Raw genomic sequence first — 22,245 nt, forward strand, 5'->3', positions numbered from 1 at the left:
CAAAATTAATTCGCCACCAGCTTTTGCTCTTTATTCTGTTTTAAATTCAGTTAATTCACTATTTTTTAACTGAGTTCAATAATGAAATTCTTTGTTGTTCTAAAGAGGTCACTTTAGCACAAACTTGTTGGCCGAATTGTTGGAAGCTTTTTTCTTGCTTTTTCCACTCGGTATCCAGCTCTTGTTGCAATCCACCAAGATTGCCTAATACGCCTTGCAGTGCTTGATTTACATCACCACCTGAAAGTAGCTGCTTACGCCCCATTTCATTAATGCTATCTTGCAATATACCGCCTAGGCTTTCGTTGACTAGCTGACGACCTTTTGCTTCGACTTGTTTCATCGCTTCATGATGAAAAACATAACCATTTGGACGCGTTTCAATAATTTGGCTTATTTGACCGTTAAGCTCTTTTTCAAGCTTAGTTAAGCGATTTCGTACATTACTGTCATTGCCCATCACCCTAGCCACTACTTTATCAAGTGTTTGCTTTGATGTAGCTAATTTTTGTTCTGACTCTAATTTGATCCACGGCAAATCATTACGAATAGCGGCTTGGTAACGGATGGCTTGTTGCTTTTGCTCATCTGTCGCGGCGATGTTTTTACCATTGAGAGTCATATCGCCATTTGGTGTGATATTCAGATCACCACTACGGCCTATCACCTGTATATTATCAGGTGTCATAAAAATATCATCTTTGGGTGTTACCGCGCAGTTGTAATCAGCGGCTTGGCTAGCTGCACAAGCGAATAATGACAGTGCAATTAATGTATGACGTAGCATAAAATCTCCTAATAGAGCGTCTTTCAATCATTGATGATAATTAGAAAACAGAACGTCCAATTCGTTTCGATAATAATTCTAAGGCAGCACAACCGACTAAAGAGTTCCCTGCTGCATCTAATTCAGGCGCCCACACAACCACGGTAAACTGATTCGGTACCACGCAAACAATACCACCACCCACACCCGATTTACCGGGCATACCTATACGAAATGCAAATTCACCGGAACCGTCGTACATCCCACATGTCATCATCAATGCATTTATTTGTCTAGATTGCAGAGGTGTAATGATAGGGTCAATGGAACAAGACGATATTCCTTGCGATGCCAAATAAGAAAAACAGCGCGCTAATTCAACGCAGTTCATACTTAGAGAGCAATAATGAAAATAGGTTTCAAGTACTGTTAAAACATCATTTTCAAAATTATTAAATGACTTCATTAAATAGGCAATAGCCGCATTACGACTGGCATGCTCCATTTCTGAACGCGCCACCGCGGAGTCATAAGAAATATCCGGCTCACAAGCTAGCTTTCGGACAAACTCTAACATTCGTTGCTTAGGTGCACTGAGGCGTGATTGCAACATATCAGCAATGACAATAGCACCGGCATTAATAAAGGGGTTACGTGGAATTCCCTTTTCCATCTCGATTTGAATTAATGAATTAAAGGGTAATCCAGAAGGTTCTTTACCGACACGACTCCAAATTTCATTCTCTTCATAACGCGTCATTGCCAAAGTTAAACTAAGGACTTTTGAAATCGATTGGATTGAAAAACGTTGCTGTGTATCCCCTGCGGTAAATATGTCACCATCTACGGTCATCACAGCAATACCGAGATGATGGGGAGAAACATTGCCTAATGCCGGTATATAAGCGGCAACCTGTCCTTTTCCGACCATTGGACGTACTTGATCGAGAATATCGTTCAGCAATTGATTAGAAAACATTAAACTCAAAGTTTTCACTCCAGAAAATAAAGGCATCCAAGAGGATGCCTTTATAGAAAACCAATATCAGTTATTCCCACCAAACATCAAAAAGCTCTGAAACGACGATATCGCTCATGCCTTTAGATTTTAGCCAGTTTTCAACTATTTGACGGTGTTCTTCTGTACATTTACCAATTTGTTGTAGGCAAACAATACCTTCCCAATTCATATAACCGCTAGCTTCAAAAGCAAGGCCATTTGGTTCAATAGCTTCGGCGATAAACAGGTCAACCATACGGTCAACTTCTTCAATCGGCGTGCCTTCTTTAAAATTCCATTTTACGATGAAGCCCAATTCTTGGAATTCATCTATACGCATTTTTTTACGTAAACGACGACTGCGTGGTTGTTTAGCCATGATTAATCCTCTCAAACATTAAATCCCATACACCGTGCCCTAACCGCTGGCCGCGCTTTTCAAACTTTGTTTCTGGTCTTGTTTCAGGACGAGGAACATAGTCATTAGTTGACGATAAATTTTTATAGTCATCGACACTGTTCATCACCCCAAGCATATGTTTTGCATACGGCTGCCAATCGGTCGCCATATGAAAAACGCCACCGACCGCAAGCTTGCTGCGTATTTTTTCTGCAAAAGGTGCTTGCACAATTCGGCGTTTATTGTGTTTTATTTTATGCCATGGATCAGGAAAAAATAGCTGAACCATCGATAAACTTTCATTCGGTATCATGCAATCTAATACTTCGATTGCATCATGGCACATCACACGTAAATTCGTCACACCCTCTTCTTTAGCAAAAGCGAGGCACGCACCAACACCTGGCGCATGAACTTCAATTCCAAAAAAGTTTTTCTCTGGATTTTGTGACGCCATGGTGACCAAAGAGGTACCCATACCAAACCCAATTTCAAGTACCACAGGGTTTGAATTTTTAAATACTTTAGCAAAATCAAGGGGCTCGTTAATGAAATCGATACCCATTTCTGCCCATTCGCTTTCTAATGCGTCTTCTTGTCTTTTAGTCAGACGCCCCTGACGACGAACAAAGCTGCGCACACGGCGCATAATCCGCCCTTCTTCATTATATTCGGGGGAGATAACATTATTGATCATAATAAAGTTCTAAGAATTAGTTGCCCAATTTAGTCAATGTACCAACAATCAAGTTAAATATAACTCGACTCAATATACCCTAAATAGTTCGAGTTGTTGGTCTGTGTACTGTTGTGCTATCTCGATAAACATATAAGTTTATGTGATTTGGATAGCTGAATGTAATCGTCACCCAGACAACTTGAAGCATGACGGGTATGGGAGTTTACCAAAAGTCTCACACAGTTGCAGTTGATAATTGGATAACTTTACACTAAACCACACAATAAGCGGTTTACAGCCACCGCGCTCTATGTTGCAATCCTCACCATTACTGGAATATCAATAAAAATAATATATCAATGGAAGCTCAACAATTTTCACGTGCAGTGCTTGACTGGTACCACAAATACGGACGAAAAACCTTACCATGGCAACAGGAAAAAAGTTCCTATCACGTCTGGTTATCGGAAGTCATGCTGCAACAAACTCAAGTCAGCACCGTCATCCCTTATTTTGAAAAATTTATTCACCGGTTTCCCGATGTGAACGCCCTAGCAGCTGCGCCTTTAGATGAAGTCTTGCACTTGTGGACAGGCCTAGGCTATTACGCACGTGCACGCAATTTACATAAAGCGGCTCAAATGGTTTCAACGCAATACCACGGGCAATTCCCCACCACTTTTGATGAAGTTCTTGCTTTACCGGGTGTTGGACGCTCCACTGCTGGTGCTATATTGTCGTTATCTCAACAGCAACATTACCCAATTTTAGATGGTAATGTAAAACGCGTGCTTGCTCGCTGTTATGCAGTTGATGGATGGCCGGGTAAAAAAGATGTTGAAAATCGGCTTTGGGATATCAGCACCAAAGTGACCCCAAAAATAGAAGTCGAATTTTTTAACCAAGCCATGATGGATTTAGGTGCTATGGTCTGTACTCGTAGCAAACCAAAATGTGAATTGTGTCCGCTCAATATGGGCTGTGTAGCCTATGCCAATCATTCATGGCAGACCTATCCAGGGAAAAAACCAAAACAAACCATCCCTGAAAAAAGCGCTTGGTTCTTAATTATGCAGCAAGAAAGTTCAGTTTGGTTAGAACAACGGCCACCTTCCGGCATCTGGGGGGGGTTATTTGTTTTTCCACAATTTGAGTCTTTCGAAAAATTGAATGAATGGCTTATCAACTCAGGACTAGGTCATGATACACCTGAGCAATTAATTGCGTTTCGCCACACTTTTAGCCATTTCCATCTAGATATTATTCCTGTAAAAGTTAATATTAACGCATTTAATTCTGCCATGGATGAAGGCAAAGGACTCTGGTATAACTTACACTTAGGTGCAACAATCGGCTTGGCAGCACCGGTTGATAGTTTATTAAAACAACTTGCCTTACTACCTGATATTTGAGGAAATAATTAATGAGTAGAACCATTTTTTGTACTTTTTTACAACGTGATGCTGATGGTCAAGATTTTCAGCTATATCCAGGTGAATTAGGTAAACGTATTTTTAATGAAATTTCAAAAGAAGCTTGGAGTCAGTGGATGACAAAACAAACCATGCTGATTAATGAAAAGAAACTCAACACCATGAACCCTGATGACCGTAAAATGCTTGAGCAAGAAATGGTCAAATTCTTATTTGAAGGGCATGATATTCAAATTGATGGTTATACACCTGAATAATCGCTTATTGGCCTATCTACCTATAGGTAGGCCTATTGCATTAACACTGTGAATCGTATGAAAAAACTATTTGCGCTAACATTGCTGATACCACTGATTGTTTCTTGTTCTAGCAATCAAAAAACTGATTATAACCCTGACTTTATCAAAGACACCAATGGGTTCGATATTCTTATGGGACAATTTGCTCATAATATTGAAAACATTTGGGGCATCAAAGAAGTGCTTATTGCAGGTCCTAAAGACTATGTGAAATATACCGATGAATATCGCACTCGCAGCCATATTAACTTTGACGCAGGTACCATCACAGTCGAAACAATTTCAGCTATTGAGCCTGCACAACATCTCAAAAAAGCCATAGTGACTACTTTATTGATGGGCGATGATCCTAATTCTATCGACCTCTATTCTGATACCAATGATATACCTTACAGCAAAGAACCATTTTTGTTTGGTCAAGTATTAGATAATACGGGTGAACCCCTTCGTTGGGAGTGGCGCGCAACTAAATTTGCAGATTATCTGATTACTAACAAAATGCAACGTCGCCAATCAGGCATGAATATCGTTTGGTCTGTCACCATGCAGCTCGTGCCAAACCACCTTGATAAACGTGCGCATAAATATCTGCCTTATATTAAAAAATCTGCTGCTAAATATGGGGTTGATGAATCGCTGATCCTTGCCATTATGCAGATAGAATCAAGCTTTAACCCTTATGCAGTTAGCCGCTCCGATGCGCTTGGTTTAATGCAAATCATGCCAAACACTGCTGGTAAGGATGTTTTCCGCTCACAAGGTAAATCAGGTGTACCAAGTCGTAGCTATTTGTTTGACCCACAAAATAATATCGATACAGGTGCCGCTTATTTAGCTATTTTGCAAAACAGCTACTTGGGCGAGGTAAGCAATCAAACCTCTCGCCGCTACGCGGTTATTACCGCCTATAATGGTGGTGCTGGTAGCGTATTGCGCGTATTCCACAGTGATAAGAAACAAGCAGCACAGCGTATTAATAATTTAGAGCCTGGTGAGGTTTATGAAACATTATCGACTAAGCACCCTGCCGCTGAATCACGCAATTACCTTATCAAGGTAAATAAAGCACAGAAAAATTATTTACGCTAAGACATCTTAATTTGAAAAGAGATGATGTTAAAAAATCATCGATAAGCATTAACGTTAAATGCCAGCGAGAAAATAATCTTTTTTCTCGCTGGCATTTGTTTTCTTATCACATTTTTTATTCATTTAGATTAAAATTTAGCTAACCTGTTGAAAAAAAGCGCATCCGACCTAAGTTTTTTAGAATGTTCCTTGACTCACCCTCTTAAATCAGGTTTAATACGCTCCGTTGCCCGGATAGCTCAGTCGGTAGAGCAGGGGATTGAAAATCCCCGTGTCCTTGGTTCGATTCCGAGTCCGGGCACCACCTTATTATCAACAGACGTCAATCGACGTCTGTTTTTGTTTGTAGCGCCCACTAAAATCAACACTCTCCCAAAGTTTCAACTCAACTGAATGCAACTCGATTCTACCCGTATCAACCTCATTGCGTGGGTACAATTGCGGGTATACTCTAGTTCGATAGAATTTTATACCCATTTTATCCCTCAGGAAGCTCACTATGGCTCTAACTGACGCTAAAATTCGGGTCGCTAAACCCGACGTAAAATCCTACAAATTAACCGATGGTGCAGGATTGCACTTATTGGTTCACACCAACGGCTCTAAATATTGGCGATTACACTATTGTTATTTAGGTAAAAAGAAAACCTTAGATTTGATTTGATTTGATTTGATAATAAAAGTAAGGCAGCTAAGCCGAACGCTATAGCAGTTAATAATTCAAACATCACTATCTATTATATTGATAATTACAATAAAAACCTGATAACTTCATAAGCATATTTAATAATAATATCAGTATCTAACATAGTATTTTTATCTAGCAAAGATAATGTTATCATTTTATCCTCTTGCTTTGATACTGAACTAATTGTATTAACAATAATTTCTTTCGTTGTATCTGATTGTGCCATCTCATATAAACTAATTAGAGATATCAGCACATAAAAGCGATTGATATTTTTAGCACCTGAAAGTGAATTTATATTTAATATTAGAGTATTTTTCATCTTAAATAGGAACTCATCATCTAATACTGATTTTTTTAATTTCCCTAAAATAAAATCAACCTTTCTATTTTCAATTTGTTTACCATTACTCAATGGGATAATCCATAACATGAGTATCACAATAATAATTGAGAAAATAAGTGCAATAGATGTATTTGAAAAGAAGGTAAAATCAAATTCCATGGGGTTAGTAAAATTAATCATAAAAATTAATGATATACACATAACATGTGAAATTAGAAAAGCAAACTTACCGACAGTTTTTAGAATACCTAGGATTAAAAAAATTGGCCCCATAATCAATGCAGCTTGCATAAAGTCAGTTGCTTGGATCAAAAAATAAAATTTTAATATATAACTTAATATAATCACTAAAAATGCGACAAAAAGAATAATAATTGCAAGTTTATTAGCGTTAGGAATCGTTATTCCAAAAGTAAATGAGATACTGACAAGTACAGGGAGAATATAACCAAATTCCCAACCCGTATTAAGCCAAAACAAGACACTTATAACTAAGCTTAGTATAAGCCTTAATGTATTCAAAAAAGCGTCTTTCCAATCGAAAAAATGATAAAAATTAATCGACGATTTAGTCTCATTATTTTTTTTCAAAACTAAAAATTGACTATATTTTTCATAAGTTAAAAACCTTTTATTTCTCATTCCTATAATGGAGAACAAGATAAGCATGGGTATTTTTAATACTCTGCTACTGGCTTCTTTAAATGATAAGAAATGACTTTCATATTTACTGATTTCGTCATGGGCTATACTATTTGAAATGATCGAATTTAAGCTTCTTAATGTCTTTTCAGTATGGCCTTTGAATAGGTTGGATAAAAGCTTTTTTCTATCCAAACTTATATTGTTATCAATGTATTTAGTTTGAGGCTTATCTTGTTGATTGGGTAAAATGTAGTCTATAAAGGTATACATAATAATACCAATCATAACTTCCATTAATCTTTCTTGGGATAAGTTAAAGATAGTAATAGGCAATGGGTATACAGATGTTCCGAAGGCAATAATTGCAGAAGTATAGCCAGATAGAGAAAACATATAGGGCATCATATACCGTGAAATTAATGTCATGAACAGACAGATTGATAACCATATAATAATTAAGGCTGTAAATAACCAGTGATCACTGATACTCACATTCGCGATTAAAGTTACAGCAATGACCCCAATGAAACTTCCTGCCAGCCTTGCAGCCATTTTCGCTAAACTTAATGATGGATCTGGATAGCCAATGATTGCAACTGTCATCATTGACCAATAGGGTTTATCAAAACCAAAATATGACGATACATACCATGCTAATAAAATGGCTAATGTGTACTTTATTGCAAATATCCAATTCAATTTCATTGCTTAATCTTCAATAAATACAGTGCAAGTCGTTCCGGGGATCAAAGGGATTTCACCTAGATTTTGTAATGATATTTTTACCGGAATTCTTTGTGCTAACCTAACCCAAGGATAGTTCGGTTGCACATTCTCTAATAATTGCTTACCTGTTGTTGAATTATCATCATCAATGGCGCGTCCGATACTTTGTACCGTACCTTTTAATTGTTCATTGTTACCATATAGCTGAATTGTTGCTGTATTTCCGATAGCAACATTAGTCATCTTAGTTTCTTCTAAATAAGCAATAACATAATAGGAGTCTTTATCAACTATTGCGAACAATGGAGAACCTGCATTGATATAATTACCCGTTCTCAAGCTTAAATTAGTAATAAAACCATTAACAGGGGATTTAATCTGTGTTCTAGACAGATCAAGCTTTGCTTTTTCAATTTTTACCTGTGCCAGCTCAACACGTTTAGATAAACTATCTAAACGTGATTTAGCATCTTCTAGTTCTTCTTTAGATATAGCAACTTGACTCAGCTTTGTACGTCGCGCTAATTGGTTCTTTGCAAAATTATATTGAATGATTAATTCATTATATTCTAACTCAGACTCACGAATTTTTATCTCATAGTCAGTAGGATCAATAACAAGTAATAGCTCGCCCTTATCTACCGCTTGGTTATCGACTATCAACAATGCTTCAATTTTTCCTGTAACCTCTGCCGTGACTTGGTTAATTTCAGCCCTAATCCTACCATCACGAGTCCATGGACTTAACGCATAGTGATTCCATAATAAAAAAATAGAAGACACCATGATAAAAACAGATATGACAATCAACAAATATTTCTTTATATTCATTTTATTACCAAGGATTAATTTATAATGAAATGTACGACTAAAATGCATAAAAACAGCATGGAAATATCAAAAATATCCCCTGCATATTGATATTTACCCGTTAAACCTGTATAAGCAACTCTTAAAATCAACCATAAAAAAAAACCTAAAAAAAAGATTAGTGTGATACCAGGTATAAAAACGACTCCCCCTAAAATTAAATCTTTCATATGACAATTCCATTATAGTATTTATCATAAATAACATACTAAATTCAATATGATATAGTGAAATCATATATTTATAGTAATATAGTGCTTTATCTCAACACTCTGATTCTACACACTTAAGGTAAATTATTAAAGCTATCATTAAAAAAAAATAAAAATACTTTTCTCATGAGTATTTCATAACTAGTTTATTTAATTAATTTGAACTTAAAATAAAAAATGGAATAAAAAAGAAGGGAACTAAAAGTGGGTTAGGTTCTCAATTATTAAAAAAAATATCTTTCACCAAGAAACCCATTATACATAATTTATGTAAATTTATTTCATCATTTCAATGGTCTTGCAAAATTTTCATCTCTTACTGGTAAAATTAATTATTTGAAATAAGATAATACTCGTAATCTCACCAAAGACCTATAGGGGACAATAAGACCATTACAATTCCAATGACTCATTCTGATAATGTATTGAAGAATACTGAATTAGTTAAGTATCGTTATAAATAAAGGCAATTCTCCCCAATAATTTTATTTTTGACTACTTGCCAAAATAAAAAACCATGCTATTAAGGAAAGTACTTTCAATTATAACCCTTTATTCTGATTTAATTCATTGCGTTGGGTTATATTGCATTGAATAAATTTATTTTCTTATTTTCCCCTAGCATCAAAACTAACTATTGTCTCATTAATGAATGTCAAAGTTACCTCAAATGGGAACATTTCGCTCCCATTACTGAGCTTAAATAACTGTCTAACCATTATTTTTTTAATTATAGTCTAATATAATTATCTGATTATTAGAGTATTCACCTAAGGATATTGAACTGGGATTATCTGTAATAGTGAAGTCATATTTAACCGATACCCCATTCTTTAAATTACCTTGATATACACTACCACTATCCTTTCCATTAACAACAAAATTAGATTTAGTAGAAATAGTTTTAGCATTATCCCCAGATTTATAAAGCTTCAAATTAGGATCTCCCATCGATATTTTTGCTGACATTTCTTTTTTACAAATAGGCAGTAAATCAATAGAGAATACACGCCCCGCTAGATTTCGAGTTGTAATAGAAAAATAATTATTTGGAGAAACAGAAAACTCACAAGGGATAGTTTTATCTGGTGGTGGTGCTTGAAACTTACAAATAGGTGGCAATATATAACGATAATCACTATACCAGTTAGAGTCTGAAGTTACCTTATAAGATACACACATAGTCGAAAACCCCGAAGTAATATAAGAGGCATTGTCCGATAAATATGAATAATCCCGAACACTCATAATTAAATTATAAAATTCTTGATTTGTCACTTGACTACAACTCTTACTAATAACAGGAAATTTATATTGTGTATGCCCAGGAAATATAGCGTTATCCAAATTATTCCCCCTTAACATAGTTAAATAGCATTGCCCAGTATTATAAAAGGGAAAATTGCTACTCCATCCAGGTTTAATATCATATCTAACTCTCGTTTCATCAACAGATAGCTCAGTAATGCTTATATTCATCATTCTTTGTTCAAATGGTATAGGAGGTACATTTCCATCGGTAACCCAAAACTTATAATCCCAAGCAGACGAATAAGGAACAAATAAAACACTTAAAAAGCAGCTCGTGATAAAAATCACTGTAGGAAATATAGCACCCTTAGTTATTGATAATTTCATTTTCATTTCCTATTATTGGTAATCTACAACTAATGCTGCAGATGCATTAAAAACCCCACCAATAGCATTTAATCTATTCGATATAATTGGTACCACTGTCAATTTAGGTTGATTATTAAATGCAATGTTATTCCACGTATTTATTTTTAAGTTAACATTATTAAGTTTAAAGTTTAATGCTAAAGTATTTTCTGTTGTCATTAATAAATCATCATTAAAGTCTGACTTAGGTCCAGACATCATTAATTTAAGTGATGGATTACCACTTCCTCCACACGTAATAAAATAAGGTATTGTTTGTTCATAATTCACACCATTTATTTTATTTTCGACTATATCTTTAAAATCAATGTTAATGGGGCTGTTTAAATTCGTACTATCGCCGGATATATCACATGTTGATTGTACAAATTTTACATTAATATTAATGGAGTAATAATTTGCTGTTTTTGCACTCATAGAAAAAAGCAAACTTAACGAAATAAAACACCTCAAAAATATAATAACTATTTTATATAATGTCATGTTGTTACTCACCTTATTCGAATCTCACGCTGTAATAAAGCGTCGCACTAAATGTACCTGGTACAACTGTTTTATTTGCCAAAGCTATCGGTTTAATATGTAAATAAGCTGATAATGGGATAGCCATAGTGCCATTCTTCACCGGTATTTTCGGTAATCCGCTACCGATAGCAATATGCCCTTGAGTCGCATTATCATCCATAATCCCAAGCACTACACCATCTGCCACACTGTTTTTATCTAACATCAGATATCCATCTGGTGTCACACTCCCTGGCGTCCCCTGCAAAGTGACAGTCACACTATTTGCCAATGAAGCATCACAATTTTTCAAGGTCAATGAAAATGGTACAAGGTTCGAGTTTTCATGCAAATACAATCGTTTATCTTCTACTACGCCCAAGTCCACTTCAACGGGACGATCTTCATCAACCATGCACGCCAATGAAATTAGCGTTCCCTCATAATTCACTTTATTGGTATGGTCACTCCAAACTGGCAGACTAAACCCTAACAATACACATCCCAAAAGAGCACTATTAACGCCGTTCATATTGCCTCCTTACGGGTAATTCAGGGATAAGGTTGCTGACGCGGTAAATTTGCCTTCTACCAAGTTTGCCCCCGCCGCTTTCACGGGTACCGCATACCACGGTAACTGCTCACTACTATTACCCGTCAGCGTCAAACGAAATGTCGAATTTGGCGCCACTACGTCCCCACTATTATCTTGGTATAGTCGCACCCCTAAATTAGCCTTATCAGTCATTAAAGCCTGAGGATCAAAAGCACTCGGCGCCCCGCTATATATCAGCTCGATAGGCACATTCTGCCCCAAGGTGCCATCACACCATACCGTTAAGGTCATATCTTGACGATAGCGCTGCCCATCGAGGCGCTGAATAGCAACTTCATCAAATCCAATGTGGACAGGCGTTCCTTTTCCATTGGCGCCATAGACTTCACACGGGGGGAAATCTAATAGTTGTCCCTTCACTGACACCCCTGCCACCGTACTCGCTATGACAGGCGATACAACTAATATGGCATTAAGCATGGCTAAACATACCATCCTCACAATATGGGTCAGTTGATGCGGTATTTTCTCTTTCATCCCCTGCTTCCTCTGCCTTTTACTCATTTCTAATTCCCCACACACCTTTATTGATAGAATACAGTTAACGTGGCGGTAGCGGAAAAATCACCCGTTGCTACCTTGACTCCGGTAGCCCCATTACGTACAGGCACGACCTCCATCACAGTTTCATTTCCTAGTTTCATACCTGCGATATAGCCTGTAGGTGTAATCAGCGCATTTTTGTTCAAAAATAGAATGCCGACATTTTCATTAGTCGTAGCGACAAATTGAGGATTAAAAGATGCTGACTCGCCGCGGAGTTGAATGTATATCCCAGTGCCCTCTGGTGCATCACACACCACCTTATACGGTAATGTTTTCCGATAATTACGGGCTGACGTCGACGTCCCCATTTTGCTGATAACAATCTCCCCAAAATCGGCAAAAATTGTCTCTTCCCCCGTCGTGGATGTCAGCTCACATGCAGGATTTACTATTAGGTTTCCAGCGATACTGACATTTGTACTGTTACTCGCCAACGCAGAGAAAGCGAGGCAACTGAATAGTATTCCAATTCGCATCCTAATCATCATTACCCCTTTCTCTCTTAAACTGTGTATCGTTTTTATCGGCTGATAAAGTGGCCATTTTTTGCGTTTCATACAGCCTTACCTTGTTTCACCGTAACTCACCGCACCACAATTACTCATAGTTTGCCAACAAGGTCGCTGTCGCTTTGAATCCGCCTGTCGCAACCTCCGTCGTACTCACCTGACTATTGCGTATCGGTACGACATAAAATGACGCAGGGGTACCCACAATAATTTGCGCTCGACGCGAGGTGCTATTAGGAATAAATGTTCCTTTCCCGAGATTGATAAACTGCACTCCCACATTCGGATTGTCCGTCGCTAAAAACTCATTATTAAAACTACTCGCATTGCCTTGCAGCCCTACTCTCACTGCAGTGCCATTTTCAGCATCACACACTAAGCGAAAAGGCAAAGGCTGTTGATATGCCGCCGTTGTTGCGTTGAAATTTGCAGCTTGTGTCTCCAACTTCCGGATCACAATTTCCTGAAAATTCACACTAATAGTGTCACTGCCGTCTCCGGCAGTGAGTTCACACGGCGAATTTACAATCAAATTCCCTTTAAAGCCTATATCCGCTTTCGTGGCTGCTAAAGCCGAAAATGCCGCGCTACTAAGAAATAAACCTAATACCACTCGACCTTGAAGAGACAAAAAATTCATGATGCATTCCTTTTCTCTTACGGATAACTCGCTTCTAAAGTAGCTGACGCTGTAAATCCTCCCGCAGCAATGCTGCTGGCCGCAACACCACTATTGATTAACGGATATACATTAAAGGTTGGACGCTGATTGTTAGTAAAAACAATAGGTTGCCCTAATCCTACAAACGTCGGGCTGCTGCCTGACATCGTGGCAAATCGAAGCCCCAAATTCGTATTGCTGGTTTTCAATGCTGCGTTATTAAAACTAGAACCAGTCCCTTTAATGGTTAAAGCGACACGAGTTGCATCCTCAGCATCACAAGTCAATTTGTACGGCAGTGGCTGTTGAAAGTTAGTACCCGTAATTTTACGGATCACCATATCTTTAAAATCCACTTCCACCGTATTACTTCCCGTTCCAGTCAATTCACACGGCGGATTTAAAATCAAATTACCTTTAAAATTTACTGTCACCGAGTTCGCTGCGAACGCCGAAGTAGGCAACATGCCACAGGCCAATATCCAGAGCCCCAAGCCGATCCCTTGCATTTTGTCTCTCATACCATTCCATCCTCGATAATTAATCATAACTAAGCTGAAATCCGATAACCGCGTAGAATGCTCCTGGTGATACTCGATTTTCCAATTTAATGGGTATAACCGAATATGTCAGGATGGACTGCCCTGCGGGTAACATTTGTGGTGTTCCATACATTCCAAGCGTCATCGGCTTACCCCTAGCATCTTGTATCACTAGCCCTAATCCAGAAACCCCACGCAATCTTGCATAACGCCCTGCACTATCCGTATCCATTGCCATAAAACGGATAGATACAGCGGGTTCATCGGTACTCCACGGCATTTGCCCCGTTTGTCTGTCCATTCGTGCATTAGCCACTGCTAAACAATCCGTCAACTCAATCTGAAATGTTACACCCCGCCCCTCAGAACCAATGTGCGGTAAACTCCCCACAGGCACCGATCCTAAATCAATGGTTTGGTCTGCTGTGCGCATTGATAACCGGCACGGACTATCAGTTAATGCCCCACGAACTCGCAATATGCCGTGTTGACCATCTACACCCCAGTTGTCCACTTGGCGGTACCCTAGCTGTTTAGGTTCAGCCAAAGTCGTAGCACTCATGCCAAGACTCAGTAGGCTGCCCAAGACACAGAAGGTCAGTGGGTAAGACCATTTTTTTTGCAATATTTTATCCATGCCAGTGTCTCCTTGCGCAGTTTCAATTACGGTTTCAGCCCATTAACCTGACAGCTAGTACCTTGGCAACTGAACGTTAATTCAGGGCGACCGCCGTAATCATTAATCGTAATGAGCGTCGGAGAGTTCCCTAATTGCGCGTTGCTCATGCCTAAATTAGCTTGGCCAAACGGCGCCACCATCACGGGTTCAAAATTACTGTCATCCGTTTTTAAATTGGCTGAAAATACATTAACAATCGTCACATAATACGGTGTTGGATTTTTCACCACCGCTTGACTACCCGTTTTATCTAAAGTTAGCTTTTCAATTGCAGGTTCACTGTTCTCAGCTGGAATGATCGCTTTAGGGCGGTAAAATAATTTCACTCGAGTTTGTAATGCCAGTTGCAGGACATTTGGTTTATCGCTTTTCGGCGGAATTTCGCGCAGATTAAAATAAAATAGCGATTCTCTGTCCTGCGGTAATGTACCAACTGCCGATAACGCTTCGATTTTTACTTGACTCGAGCTTCCAGCTTCTAACCGCTGAACTGGGGGCAATACCACTAAGGGTGTGTTCACTTTCTGTCCTTCCGCATTTTCCAGCCATCCTTGAGCTAAATACGGCAGTTCCTGACTGTTATTATTGATATTTAAAGTGATAGACTTTTTATCTCCCTCAAATATCACTCGAGTGCGATCCATAGTGACGCCAGCAAGCGAAAAATGGCTAATTAACACCCCTGAAAGGGCTATCGCGGTACGCTGTATAATTGTTAAATTCATTGTTTTTACCTTTATAATATTGTCGATTTTATAATTCATTTACATCGCAGGCTTAATCGTATCTGTAAGCGATTCGCTGGGGCTCACTTCACACGGCAATAACGTCATCTGCGCGATATCACCCAATTCCTTCGGAAAATTCACGTGACAGGTAGTATCATTGCCCCACATTACCGTCATGGTTTCATTCGGAACAATGCCGCTCAAATAGGTGTTACCGTTGTCTGCAACAATTCCCGTGTTTTGTCCCCGTGCATTTTTCACCTGCGCCCCAAATGGTGGAAACTTGCCATCAGCCAATCGAATAACCGTCAACATTTTCTCGCCTGAAAGCACATTAAAACGACGATATCCGACAGCGCCTTCGGTCAGTGTGGCTTGTACCACTGACTGCTCTGCTTCCACATTGCTCGGTAAATTATTCAAATCAATCTGTACGTTGTTACGATAATAATTATTCATGTCACCAATCACTGCTTTACCAAATACATTGCTGATAACGGGTGCTCCAACCCCACGGATTGGTACTCCCGCTACGCTATCCGTATCAACTAACAAGCGTGTTCCGCCAGCTTGGTTAATACGATGTAATGCGCCACCTTCAGGAGTTAAAGTCACTCCTCCATTCGCACTAAAACCCATCGCCCGATAATCATTCGCCGAGTAACTGGCGTTCCCTGACAGGTATGCGGTATCTCCTTGATACGATATAAATCCACTACCTGATGCACCTTGGCGATTCTCTCCGGCACTGACGCTATACGATGTTCGGTCATTGATCGTGCTGAAATACGATGCACGATTACTCACCCCGCCGCGCCGTGCATCCATCGAGTAACCGATATTGCTACCAGCACCCCATGGAAATGACACTGACACATAAGCACTATCATCATTGACACCTTGATTAACTTGACGATTCAATGACATGGAAGCACTAATATTTTTGACTCGTCCCCAATCAAAGTATTTCGATAACATCAGGTTGTAATAGTTATTCTCCGGTCGATCCCAATAAGTTTGGTGGTTATAACTCAAGTACATTGATAACCCGTTATCGACGAAATTTTTACTGAATGACAAGCTATACAACTCTTTACTGCCTCCCAGATGTATACCTGTCTGTTTAGCCGTTAAAAAATCATTCATCGACATAAAATCACGCTCAGAGAAACGGTATCCTGCAAAAGTCACCTGACTGTTGTACTCTTCAAAGTTCTTCGAATAACTCAATCGATACGAACCACCGCTTAACGTGTCATTTATTGGTAAACGAGCATACGATTGAGTCATATCAAGAGATAATGCCCCTAAGGCCAACAAATCACGCCCAACCCCCAAGGAAACCGCTTGATAACGTTCACTACCCAACAGCCCACCAAACAAAGACCACCCATTACTCACCCCCCACGAGAACTCCCCAGAAGCAAAGTTTTCCCCTTGGCTACGGCGTTGATAATCCGTTGGTTGCCCCATTGCCAGTTTGTACTGCAATTGCCCAGGACGTGTTAAAAACGGCAGATTCGCAGTATCCACATCAAATTCCTGCGTAGAACCATCCTGCTCGGTCACGGTCACATTCAGCGTGCCATTGAGAGCGTCTGACAAATCTTGAATACGAAACGGCCCTTGCGCGACCTGTGTTTCATAAATCACCCGTCCTTGCTGACGCACAGTCACTGTGGCATTGGTTTTTGCCGTGCCTACGACTTCTGGTGCATACCCACGTAAATTAGGCGGCATCATATTTAAATCAGTACGAACGGTGGCACCAATAAAGCGAAAAGAATCAAATACCGCAGAGTTCAAATAGTCTTCACCCACAATGAGCTGGGCTTGTAGCGCCGCGAGTGCTCGATAGGCATAAAATCGATTCCACGTCATGCTCAAATCAGATTGAGAATTTGGCCCTGTTACCTTGGTGCTCTGGCCTTGCCACTCACCACGAAAGCGCCATGCCCCCAAATTCACGCCGGTCACCCCATTACCACTTAACGTGTAAGTTTTTTCGTTACCCTTTTTCGGGGCGTTGATACTGCCATTAATGCTGTAATCAAACATCAGCGCCGATAATCCATTGTCCCAGCGTGCTGGCGGATCCCAATCGGGGGAGCTGTACTCCAAATATGCCTGCGGTACATTTACCAATAAAGAAGACGTCGTTAAATCCCCTGTTATGGCGAGTCCCGGTAAACTGGAAGGCACTAAACACTGTCCATCCTGATTCCATACCAATTGCTTTAAAGCCGTAGACGTTAACCCTATTTGTTCAACGACTTCAGGGGATAAACACGCCACACTTCCCGTCTTACTTTCAGTATCTTCATAAAAAGTGACTGGCAAATCGCCTAACGCTTGTTGATTCACCTTAACCGTCAAAGTGTAACGGCCAGGCATAATGTGTCCCACTTGAGAAAACTGGTCTAAATCAATATTTTTTCTGTCTTCTACATCAAGCACGTCCATATTAAATTCAACATTACTCGCCCATAGCCTTGGCATAGAACTACTGTATAACGCCATGGCGATGAGCACATATACAGCCCCATATCGCCAACAGGGGGATTGATGAAAAGACATAAAAAATCCTTGTTCAAGACAATGTGCCTACTACTGAACACATTTTTGGTTAGTTAGTAGTAATCCAACTTAAAACGGAGGGTGGTTTGAAAATTGCCAGGAGAATACGCCGTATGATTACTCACCACACGTAAGCCGTACTTAAGTTGTCGATCGCCGAGAAATAGCCTAACTCTATTCAAAGGTACCCTTGGATTTACTCGTTCACCGTCCTGGTTATCTAAGACAAGTGACACGCCTGCGGCTTGACCGTATACCAAAAAACCGACGTTATCCGTTGGACCGTCAAAGGTCATAGCAAAGGTTTTCAAGGCTTCCCCAGTACGAGACGCCAATCGGCAATCAATCAAATGGATAGTGAAAGGATGGCGAGGTCCTTGTCCCCACTGCTTCAACACACTGAGAGGCACCGTCCCCAAATCAATACTTTGGTCAGCCGACTCCATAGCTATCGCACACGGGGTTTCTAAAATACTGCCAGCCATGGCAATTTGCCCTTTAACGTCCTCACTTGATGCATTAACAGCCACACCAACACAGAGACTCAGCACTTGGAATGCTCGCTTCATGTCATCCACCATCCTTTATTTTAAGCGGGGTACGATACATACCGTACCGCCCCCAGAGACTTACAACGGATTAGTTGTATGACAGAACAAAGTTGGTCACTGCATCAAATTTACCTGGCGTCACAGAAGTACCTTTAATACCTTGTAGCGCAGCTTGGAAGCGCAATGTATTGTCACCAGACACAAAACTCTGAGTCGTGACATTATTGATATTTACTTGAGTACCCGCTGGTGTCATCAGTTTCACACCCGCGCCTTGACCTTCACCAGTCACTTGCAGTAAACCGGTATTTGTCTGAGCATTTACCCACTCAGTGCCATTGAAACGTACTGAAACAGTATTGCTGTAGGTTTTTTCAACATCTTTACCTTCAGTATCTTTGCCCATGTACTTAGCGTTTAATGCACAGCCTTCCAATTTAATTTGAAAAGGTTGAGCCGACGACATGCCGCCATTTTCTAGCGTGACATTAGAGATTTGACCTAATGCAACTTCTTGATTTTGATCTCCCGGTGCAATAGAGCATGGTGACGTAACAATAGAACCATTAAATTTTACTTGGCCAGTTCCTGCATCCGCTGCAAAAACAGAAGAGCTCATTGCGCCAAAGACCAAAGTTGCAAGCATTAATTTTTTCATAAATTCCTCTAAAAATAATTAAAATAACAATTAAAATAACAATTAAAATAAAAACACCTCAAAGATTAAATACATTGAGATGACGAACATACAAATGACATCACTTATTAATTTAAAATAAGTAAAAAACACAAATAATATCTATTCAATGTCAACACATAAAAATAAATATCAATTAACAAAGAGTTAGCCGTGAACTCATGCAGTTCAAAAATAAAAAATGAAATTAAATACATAATGAAATGTAAAATACAAAATGGTATTTTTCATTTACATTTAATTATTAAATATAACATTGAGTTTTATTTAATTAATATTAACAACACCTATTTATAATACGTTAAAATATTGAAAGATTTTCTCCACCGACTAATTTTCAATAAAAAGGAAACGAGTTAGTATTCTTCGTAATGTTTTTATTAACTTCTATAAGGAGAACTTTACGATAAAAATCCTGCCACTCCACACCTAAAACTATGAATATGGAATTTAACATATCAATACTCATATTAGTTAAGCCATTTTCATAACGAGAAACTTGCTGTTGACTCACATTAATTAATTTAGCAAACTGACCACCCGTTAACGATCTATTTACACGTGATTCACGAATAAAGAAACCAATATTTTTTCGCAATGAATCAACATTGTTATATTCATTTTCTTTTATGTTCATTAATAACCTCCTTTGTTCACGTAAAAATACAAATACTTTATTTTGGCGTAATGAAATCGAGAAGGATAAATAGCGATAACCAACCAACAATAAAAGACAAATAACGCGTCACTGGTGTAAACAATAAATCTCTTGCCATATACTGTAAATACGTTTAAATCGATTAATAAGCTAACCGCAATAGCTACAAGCTATCGATTATGCGAAATTAATCGTTAAAATCAGCAACAAACTAACTATAAATTCAATAAATTCAAATAATAAAAACTTTAAGCACAATTGGAGTAAAAAAAAACCAATACACCTGTTATGAGTAATAAAATTTAATCGTATTATTTATATGGACTTTAATTTCAATTTGTTACATTTATAAATGTAGGAGAAATAAAACATTTAATAACGATACTCTTTTTTAGATTATATAAATTCAATTTTCATTGAGTGATTACTTATATTAGTTGTCATTCATGAAGTGAAATAGAGGAATGTTATAGACAATAAAACGAAATTACACCTATAACACATTTAGGTTAGTTTAAAGGTAAATTGTTTTATCGTTAGCAAGCGGGGAAAATAAGAGGCATTCACAAGAATAAAAGTGATTAATTAATAACCGTATAAATTTAACATTAATAGGTTATTTTCATTTTATATATTTTTAGCTATAGCTCTCATATTGTTTTAAGTGTTTTTACTTATATCCTTTCTCCTAAAAACTTTATAGCTAACTCAACAACCCCTATAGATGGATAAATAGCACTAATTAAAGACATCAACAAAGCTAAATTTACCGAGCCAACTTAAATATAATCATGATAAGAGTTCAAGTCTCAGTACCATTGCAACAGGACGAGTAACGGTAAATCCTGCCGCTGAGCTGTCCACTCCCCGTTAATTGAAACACTTCAACTTAGAGTTTTCTAACTGTTTACGATATGCCTATGGTGGGAGGTGATTTAAGCTTTCGTGCGTTCGGTTTTGGTTATAATCTTGTTGCCAAAACCACACCATTTCACGTACTTGGCTTAATAACTCAAATAAAAACTACAAAAAAGTAAAATCATGAAATAAAAATAATTATCTTGATTGTATTTACTATTCCAACTCACTTGGTTTAAATGAAAGATTATGCATAAAATATTTCTCATACGTTGTGCCATCAGGACTGGTTGATGTAACACCCGTTCTAACATCAAATACAACATGTTCAGTAGTAAAGTTATCGGTTCCCATCCCCTCTTTTTCAACTAATACTCGGGCTTCTTCATTTGTCCAATAAGGAGTATCAACTGCTTCCGACCAAATGAAGTAATACGTAAGATCGCCCCATTGGGAAAATATCTGCTGATAAACAACCACAGGCAACATAAACTTACCCAAGCCTACATTAGCCATAAAAAAAGTATGCTTCTGCCTATCTGAACGAACAAAATTACTTAAATAAAAGAAATAGCTATCAATCTCACCGGTGAGTTTATCTTTCGCTATAATGCGGACTTCTTTACTAGGGTCATTTTTAATTAATATATAAGCAACCCCTTTGGCTCCAGGACGAAGGGTAACAGCCGGAGTATTTTGTTCAAATGACCATTCAACATTACCAGAACCCCCTTTAGTATACAGGGTAAACTCAGCACCACTCCAAGCAATCGTGGGTTCTCCTGCTAAAAAAGTACGATTAATATTGCTAGCATTAGTGATTGCAAATTTTTCAGTTACCTTACGAAAGGTTAATAATACAGTATCTTGATTAGTGAAATCAGACCTTATATGACAACGCGCAAGCACATCTTCAACAAGGGTATCGCAAATATTTGCCGATGCTTTACCTGTAATATCTGTCACTGTTGAATATTTTGAGCTACCAGACTCACTAATAAAAGCTGAGTTCTTAATACTGAACGTACTGAACACAATATCAACCCCAATAGCAGGCGAATTATCTATTGAATTCATGCAAATGACATTAACAACATTAGAATTTATCCCATCCGCCGGCGCATTATTAAATTCGACAGATAAATTTATTATATAATTATTAAGAGACATTATTTCACCTTATTATAAAATTGATGAATCACAATTTAATCAAAAAAGTTTAAGTTAATGAAAAGGAAATGCGAAATAACAACATTTCCTGAAATAAACTAATAAAATTCACATCC

General features: G+C 38.3%; 24 protein-coding genes, 1 tRNA gene and 2 pseudogenes. 5 read left to right on the plus strand and 22 right to left on the minus strand.

The window, feature by feature from the left end; translation table 11 throughout:
• Positions 1-58: 58 nt before the first annotated feature.
• From AAZR93_RS17735 to trmB, 4 genes are all read right to left on the minus strand, one after another.
• Positions 59-787, minus strand: coding sequence for a DUF2884 family protein (locus AAZR93_RS17735; RefSeq protein ID WP_434720577.1), 729 nt, complete (start codon positions 785-787; stop codon positions 59-61).
• Positions 788-827: 40 nt separating this feature from the next.
• Positions 828-1,754, minus strand: coding sequence for a glutaminase B (gene glsB, locus AAZR93_RS17740; RefSeq protein ID WP_434720578.1), 927 nt, complete (start codon positions 1,752-1,754; stop codon positions 828-830).
• A 61-nt stretch (positions 1,755-1,815) separates the two neighbouring features.
• Complete coding sequence (locus AAZR93_RS17745; protein ID WP_294108767.1) at positions 1,816-2,145, minus strand: YggL family protein; 330 nt, start codon at positions 2,143-2,145, stop codon at positions 1,816-1,818.
• Entirely contained in the window at positions 2,138-2,863 is a 726-nt protein-coding gene (trmB, locus tag AAZR93_RS17750) for a tRNA (guanosine(46)-N7)-methyltransferase TrmB (protein ID WP_434720579.1), read from the minus strand. Before trmB ends, AAZR93_RS17745 begins: the two co-directional genes overlap by 8 nt.
• A gap of 341 nt (positions 2,864-3,204) precedes the next feature.
• On the opposite strand from trmB, the gene mutY reads away from it, so the two are divergent.
• The 5 genes and pseudogenes from mutY to AAZR93_RS17775 all read left to right on the plus strand — a co-directional run.
• On the plus strand, positions 3,205-4,257 hold the full coding sequence (gene mutY / locus AAZR93_RS17755) for an A/G-specific adenine glycosylase (protein WP_434720580.1): 1,053 nt from the start codon (positions 3,205-3,207) through the stop codon (positions 4,255-4,257).
• An 11-nt stretch (positions 4,258-4,268) separates the two neighbouring features.
• Positions 4,269-4,535: an oxidative damage protection protein gene (locus AAZR93_RS17760; RefSeq protein ID WP_294108761.1), complete on the plus strand. Its 267-nt coding sequence runs from the start codon at positions 4,269-4,271 to the stop codon at positions 4,533-4,535.
• 57 nt (positions 4,536-4,592) lie between these two features.
• Positions 4,593-5,666: a membrane-bound lytic murein transglycosylase MltC gene (mltC, locus tag AAZR93_RS17765; RefSeq protein WP_294108759.1), complete on the plus strand. Its 1,074-nt coding sequence runs from the start codon at positions 4,593-4,595 to the stop codon at positions 5,664-5,666.
• A gap of 228 nt (positions 5,667-5,894) precedes the next feature.
• A tRNA-Phe gene (locus AAZR93_RS17770) sits at positions 5,895-5,970 on the plus strand.
• Between the two features lie 195 nt (positions 5,971-6,165).
• Positions 6,166-6,324, plus strand: a pseudogene (locus tag AAZR93_RS17775) (Arm DNA-binding domain-containing protein); the annotation flags it as partial.
• 91 nt (positions 6,325-6,415) lie between these two features.
• On the opposite strand, the gene AAZR93_RS17780 reads toward AAZR93_RS17775, so the two are convergent.
• The 18 genes and pseudogenes from AAZR93_RS17780 to AAZR93_RS17865 all read right to left on the minus strand — a co-directional run bounded on the left by AAZR93_RS17780 (position 6,416) and on the right by AAZR93_RS17865 (position 22,129).
• Positions 6,416-8,050 (minus strand): FUSC family protein, encoded by a 1,635-nt coding sequence (locus AAZR93_RS17780; RefSeq protein ID WP_434720581.1) that lies wholly within the window; start codon positions 8,048-8,050, stop codon positions 6,416-6,418.
• Positions 8,051-8,053: 3 nt separating this feature from the next.
• Positions 8,054-8,902 (minus strand): efflux RND transporter periplasmic adaptor subunit, encoded by an 849-nt coding sequence (locus AAZR93_RS17785; protein WP_434720582.1) that lies wholly within the window; start codon positions 8,900-8,902, stop codon positions 8,054-8,056.
• Positions 8,903-8,916: 14 nt separating this feature from the next.
• Positions 8,917-9,111, minus strand: coding sequence for a hypothetical protein (locus AAZR93_RS17790; RefSeq protein ID WP_434720583.1), 195 nt, complete (start codon positions 9,109-9,111; stop codon positions 8,917-8,919).
• 768 nt (positions 9,112-9,879) lie between these two features.
• A complete protein-coding gene (locus tag AAZR93_RS17795) occupies positions 9,880-10,791 on the minus strand; it encodes a hypothetical protein (RefSeq protein ID WP_434720584.1) in 912 nt (303 codons plus the stop codon).
• A 12-nt stretch (positions 10,792-10,803) separates the two neighbouring features.
• Positions 10,804-11,316, minus strand: a complete 513-nt coding sequence (locus tag AAZR93_RS17800) for a fimbrial protein (protein ID WP_434720585.1) — start codon at positions 11,314-11,316, stop codon at positions 10,804-10,806.
• Positions 11,317-11,329: 13 nt separating this feature from the next.
• Complete coding sequence (locus tag AAZR93_RS17805) at positions 11,330-11,869, minus strand: fimbrial protein (protein WP_434720586.1); 540 nt, start codon at positions 11,867-11,869, stop codon at positions 11,330-11,332.
• 9 nt (positions 11,870-11,878) lie between these two features.
• On the minus strand, positions 11,879-12,457 hold the full coding sequence (locus tag AAZR93_RS17810; RefSeq protein WP_434720587.1) for a fimbrial protein: 579 nt from the start codon (positions 12,455-12,457) through the stop codon (positions 11,879-11,881).
• A gap of 20 nt (positions 12,458-12,477) precedes the next feature.
• On the minus strand, positions 12,478-13,056 hold the full coding sequence (locus AAZR93_RS17815; RefSeq protein WP_434720588.1) for a fimbrial protein: 579 nt from the start codon (positions 13,054-13,056) through the stop codon (positions 12,478-12,480).
• A gap of 40 nt (positions 13,057-13,096) precedes the next feature.
• Positions 13,097-13,648 carry a fimbrial protein gene (locus tag AAZR93_RS17820; protein WP_434720589.1) on the minus strand — a complete coding sequence of 184 codons (552 nt, stop codon included), beginning with the start codon at positions 13,646-13,648 and terminating at the stop codon, positions 13,097-13,099.
• Positions 13,649-13,665: 17 nt separating this feature from the next.
• Positions 13,666-14,190 carry a fimbrial protein gene (locus tag AAZR93_RS17825; RefSeq protein WP_434720590.1) on the minus strand — a complete coding sequence of 175 codons (525 nt, stop codon included), beginning with the start codon at positions 14,188-14,190 and terminating at the stop codon, positions 13,666-13,668.
• Between the two features lie 19 nt (positions 14,191-14,209).
• A complete protein-coding gene (locus AAZR93_RS17830; RefSeq protein ID WP_434720591.1) occupies positions 14,210-14,848 on the minus strand; it encodes a fimbrial protein in 639 nt (212 codons plus the stop codon).
• Positions 14,849-14,874: 26 nt separating this feature from the next.
• On the minus strand, positions 14,875-15,615 hold the full coding sequence (locus AAZR93_RS17835) for a fimbria/pilus periplasmic chaperone (protein WP_434720592.1): 741 nt from the start codon (positions 15,613-15,615) through the stop codon (positions 14,875-14,877).
• 39 nt (positions 15,616-15,654) lie between these two features.
• A complete protein-coding gene (locus AAZR93_RS17840; protein WP_434720593.1) occupies positions 15,655-18,195 on the minus strand; it encodes an outer membrane usher protein in 2,541 nt (846 codons plus the stop codon).
• Between the two features lie 53 nt (positions 18,196-18,248).
• Positions 18,249-18,764 carry a fimbrial protein gene (locus tag AAZR93_RS17845; RefSeq protein WP_434720594.1) on the minus strand — a complete coding sequence of 172 codons (516 nt, stop codon included), beginning with the start codon at positions 18,762-18,764 and terminating at the stop codon, positions 18,249-18,251.
• Positions 18,765-18,834: 70 nt separating this feature from the next.
• Positions 18,835-19,404, minus strand: a complete 570-nt coding sequence (locus AAZR93_RS17850; RefSeq protein ID WP_434720595.1) for a fimbrial protein — start codon at positions 19,402-19,404, stop codon at positions 18,835-18,837.
• A gap of 376 nt (positions 19,405-19,780) precedes the next feature.
• Entirely contained in the window at positions 19,781-20,080 is a 300-nt protein-coding gene (locus AAZR93_RS17855) for a helix-turn-helix domain-containing protein (RefSeq protein WP_434720596.1), read from the minus strand.
• A 939-nt stretch (positions 20,081-21,019) separates the two neighbouring features.
• Positions 21,020-21,124: pseudogene (locus AAZR93_RS17860) on the minus strand (integrase core domain-containing protein); the annotation flags it as partial.
• A gap of 51 nt (positions 21,125-21,175) precedes the next feature.
• On the minus strand, positions 21,176-22,129 hold the full coding sequence (locus tag AAZR93_RS17865; RefSeq protein WP_434720597.1) for a hypothetical protein: 954 nt from the start codon (positions 22,127-22,129) through the stop codon (positions 21,176-21,178).
• Between the last annotated feature and the right edge of the window lie 116 nt (positions 22,130-22,245).

Source organism: Providencia sp. Je.9.19 (assembly GCF_051129765.1).
Taxonomy (GTDB): domain Bacteria; phylum Pseudomonadota; class Gammaproteobacteria; order Enterobacterales; family Enterobacteriaceae; genus Providencia.

Bases quoted from the DNA above. Each gene is read 5' to 3' on its own strand.
- AAZR93_RS17735 (WP_434720577.1), bottom strand. From the start codon at position 787: ATGCTACGTCATACATTAATTGCACTGTCATTATTCGCTTGTGCAGCT.
- AAZR93_RS17745 (WP_294108767.1), bottom strand. From the start codon at position 2,145: ATGGCTAAACAACCACGCAGTCGTCGTTTACGTAAAAAAATGCGTATA.
- trmB (WP_434720579.1), bottom strand. From the start codon at position 2,863: ATGATCAATAATGTTATCTCCCCCGAATATAATGAAGAAGGGCGGATT.
- mutY (WP_434720580.1), top strand. From the start codon at position 3,205: ATGGAAGCTCAACAATTTTCACGTGCAGTGCTTGACTGGTACCACAAA.
- AAZR93_RS17760 (WP_294108761.1), top strand. From the start codon at position 4,269: ATGAGTAGAACCATTTTTTGTACTTTTTTACAACGTGATGCTGATGGT.
- mltC (WP_294108759.1), top strand. From the start codon at position 4,593: ATGAAAAAACTATTTGCGCTAACATTGCTGATACCACTGATTGTTTCT.
- AAZR93_RS17780 (WP_434720581.1), bottom strand. From the start codon at position 8,050: ATGAAATTGAATTGGATATTTGCAATAAAGTACACATTAGCCATTTTA.
- AAZR93_RS17785 (WP_434720582.1), bottom strand. From the start codon at position 8,902: ATGAATATAAAGAAATATTTGTTGATTGTCATATCTGTTTTTATCATG.
- AAZR93_RS17790 (WP_434720583.1), bottom strand. From the start codon at position 9,111: ATGAAAGATTTAATTTTAGGGGGAGTCGTTTTTATACCTGGTATCACA.
- AAZR93_RS17795 (WP_434720584.1), bottom strand. From the start codon at position 10,791: ATGAAATTATCAATAACTAAGGGTGCTATATTTCCTACAGTGATTTTT.
- AAZR93_RS17800 (WP_434720585.1), bottom strand. From the start codon at position 11,316: ATGACATTATATAAAATAGTTATTATATTTTTGAGGTGTTTTATTTCG.
- AAZR93_RS17805 (WP_434720586.1), bottom strand. From the start codon at position 11,869: ATGAACGGCGTTAATAGTGCTCTTTTGGGATGTGTATTGTTAGGGTTT.
- AAZR93_RS17810 (WP_434720587.1), bottom strand. From the start codon at position 12,457: ATGAGTAAAAGGCAGAGGAAGCAGGGGATGAAAGAGAAAATACCGCAT.
- AAZR93_RS17815 (WP_434720588.1), bottom strand. From the start codon at position 13,056: ATGAAACGCAAAAAATGGCCACTTTATCAGCCGATAAAAACGATACAC.
- AAZR93_RS17820 (WP_434720589.1), bottom strand. From the start codon at position 13,648: ATGAATTTTTTGTCTCTTCAAGGTCGAGTGGTATTAGGTTTATTTCTT.
- AAZR93_RS17825 (WP_434720590.1), bottom strand. From the start codon at position 14,190: ATGAGAGACAAAATGCAAGGGATCGGCTTGGGGCTCTGGATATTGGCC.
- AAZR93_RS17830 (WP_434720591.1), bottom strand. From the start codon at position 14,848: ATGGATAAAATATTGCAAAAAAAATGGTCTTACCCACTGACCTTCTGT.
- AAZR93_RS17835 (WP_434720592.1), bottom strand. From the start codon at position 15,615: ATGAATTTAACAATTATACAGCGTACCGCGATAGCCCTTTCAGGGGTG.
- AAZR93_RS17840 (WP_434720593.1), bottom strand. From the start codon at position 18,195: ATGTCTTTTCATCAATCCCCCTGTTGGCGATATGGGGCTGTATATGTG.
- AAZR93_RS17845 (WP_434720594.1), bottom strand. From the start codon at position 18,764: ATGAAGCGAGCATTCCAAGTGCTGAGTCTCTGTGTTGGTGTGGCTGTT.
- AAZR93_RS17850 (WP_434720595.1), bottom strand. From the start codon at position 19,404: ATGAAAAAATTAATGCTTGCAACTTTGGTCTTTGGCGCAATGAGCTCT.
- AAZR93_RS17855 (WP_434720596.1), bottom strand. From the start codon at position 20,080: ATGAACATAAAAGAAAATGAATATAACAATGTTGATTCATTGCGAAAA.
- AAZR93_RS17865 (WP_434720597.1), bottom strand. From the start codon at position 22,129: ATGTCTCTTAATAATTATATAATAAATTTATCTGTCGAATTTAATAAT.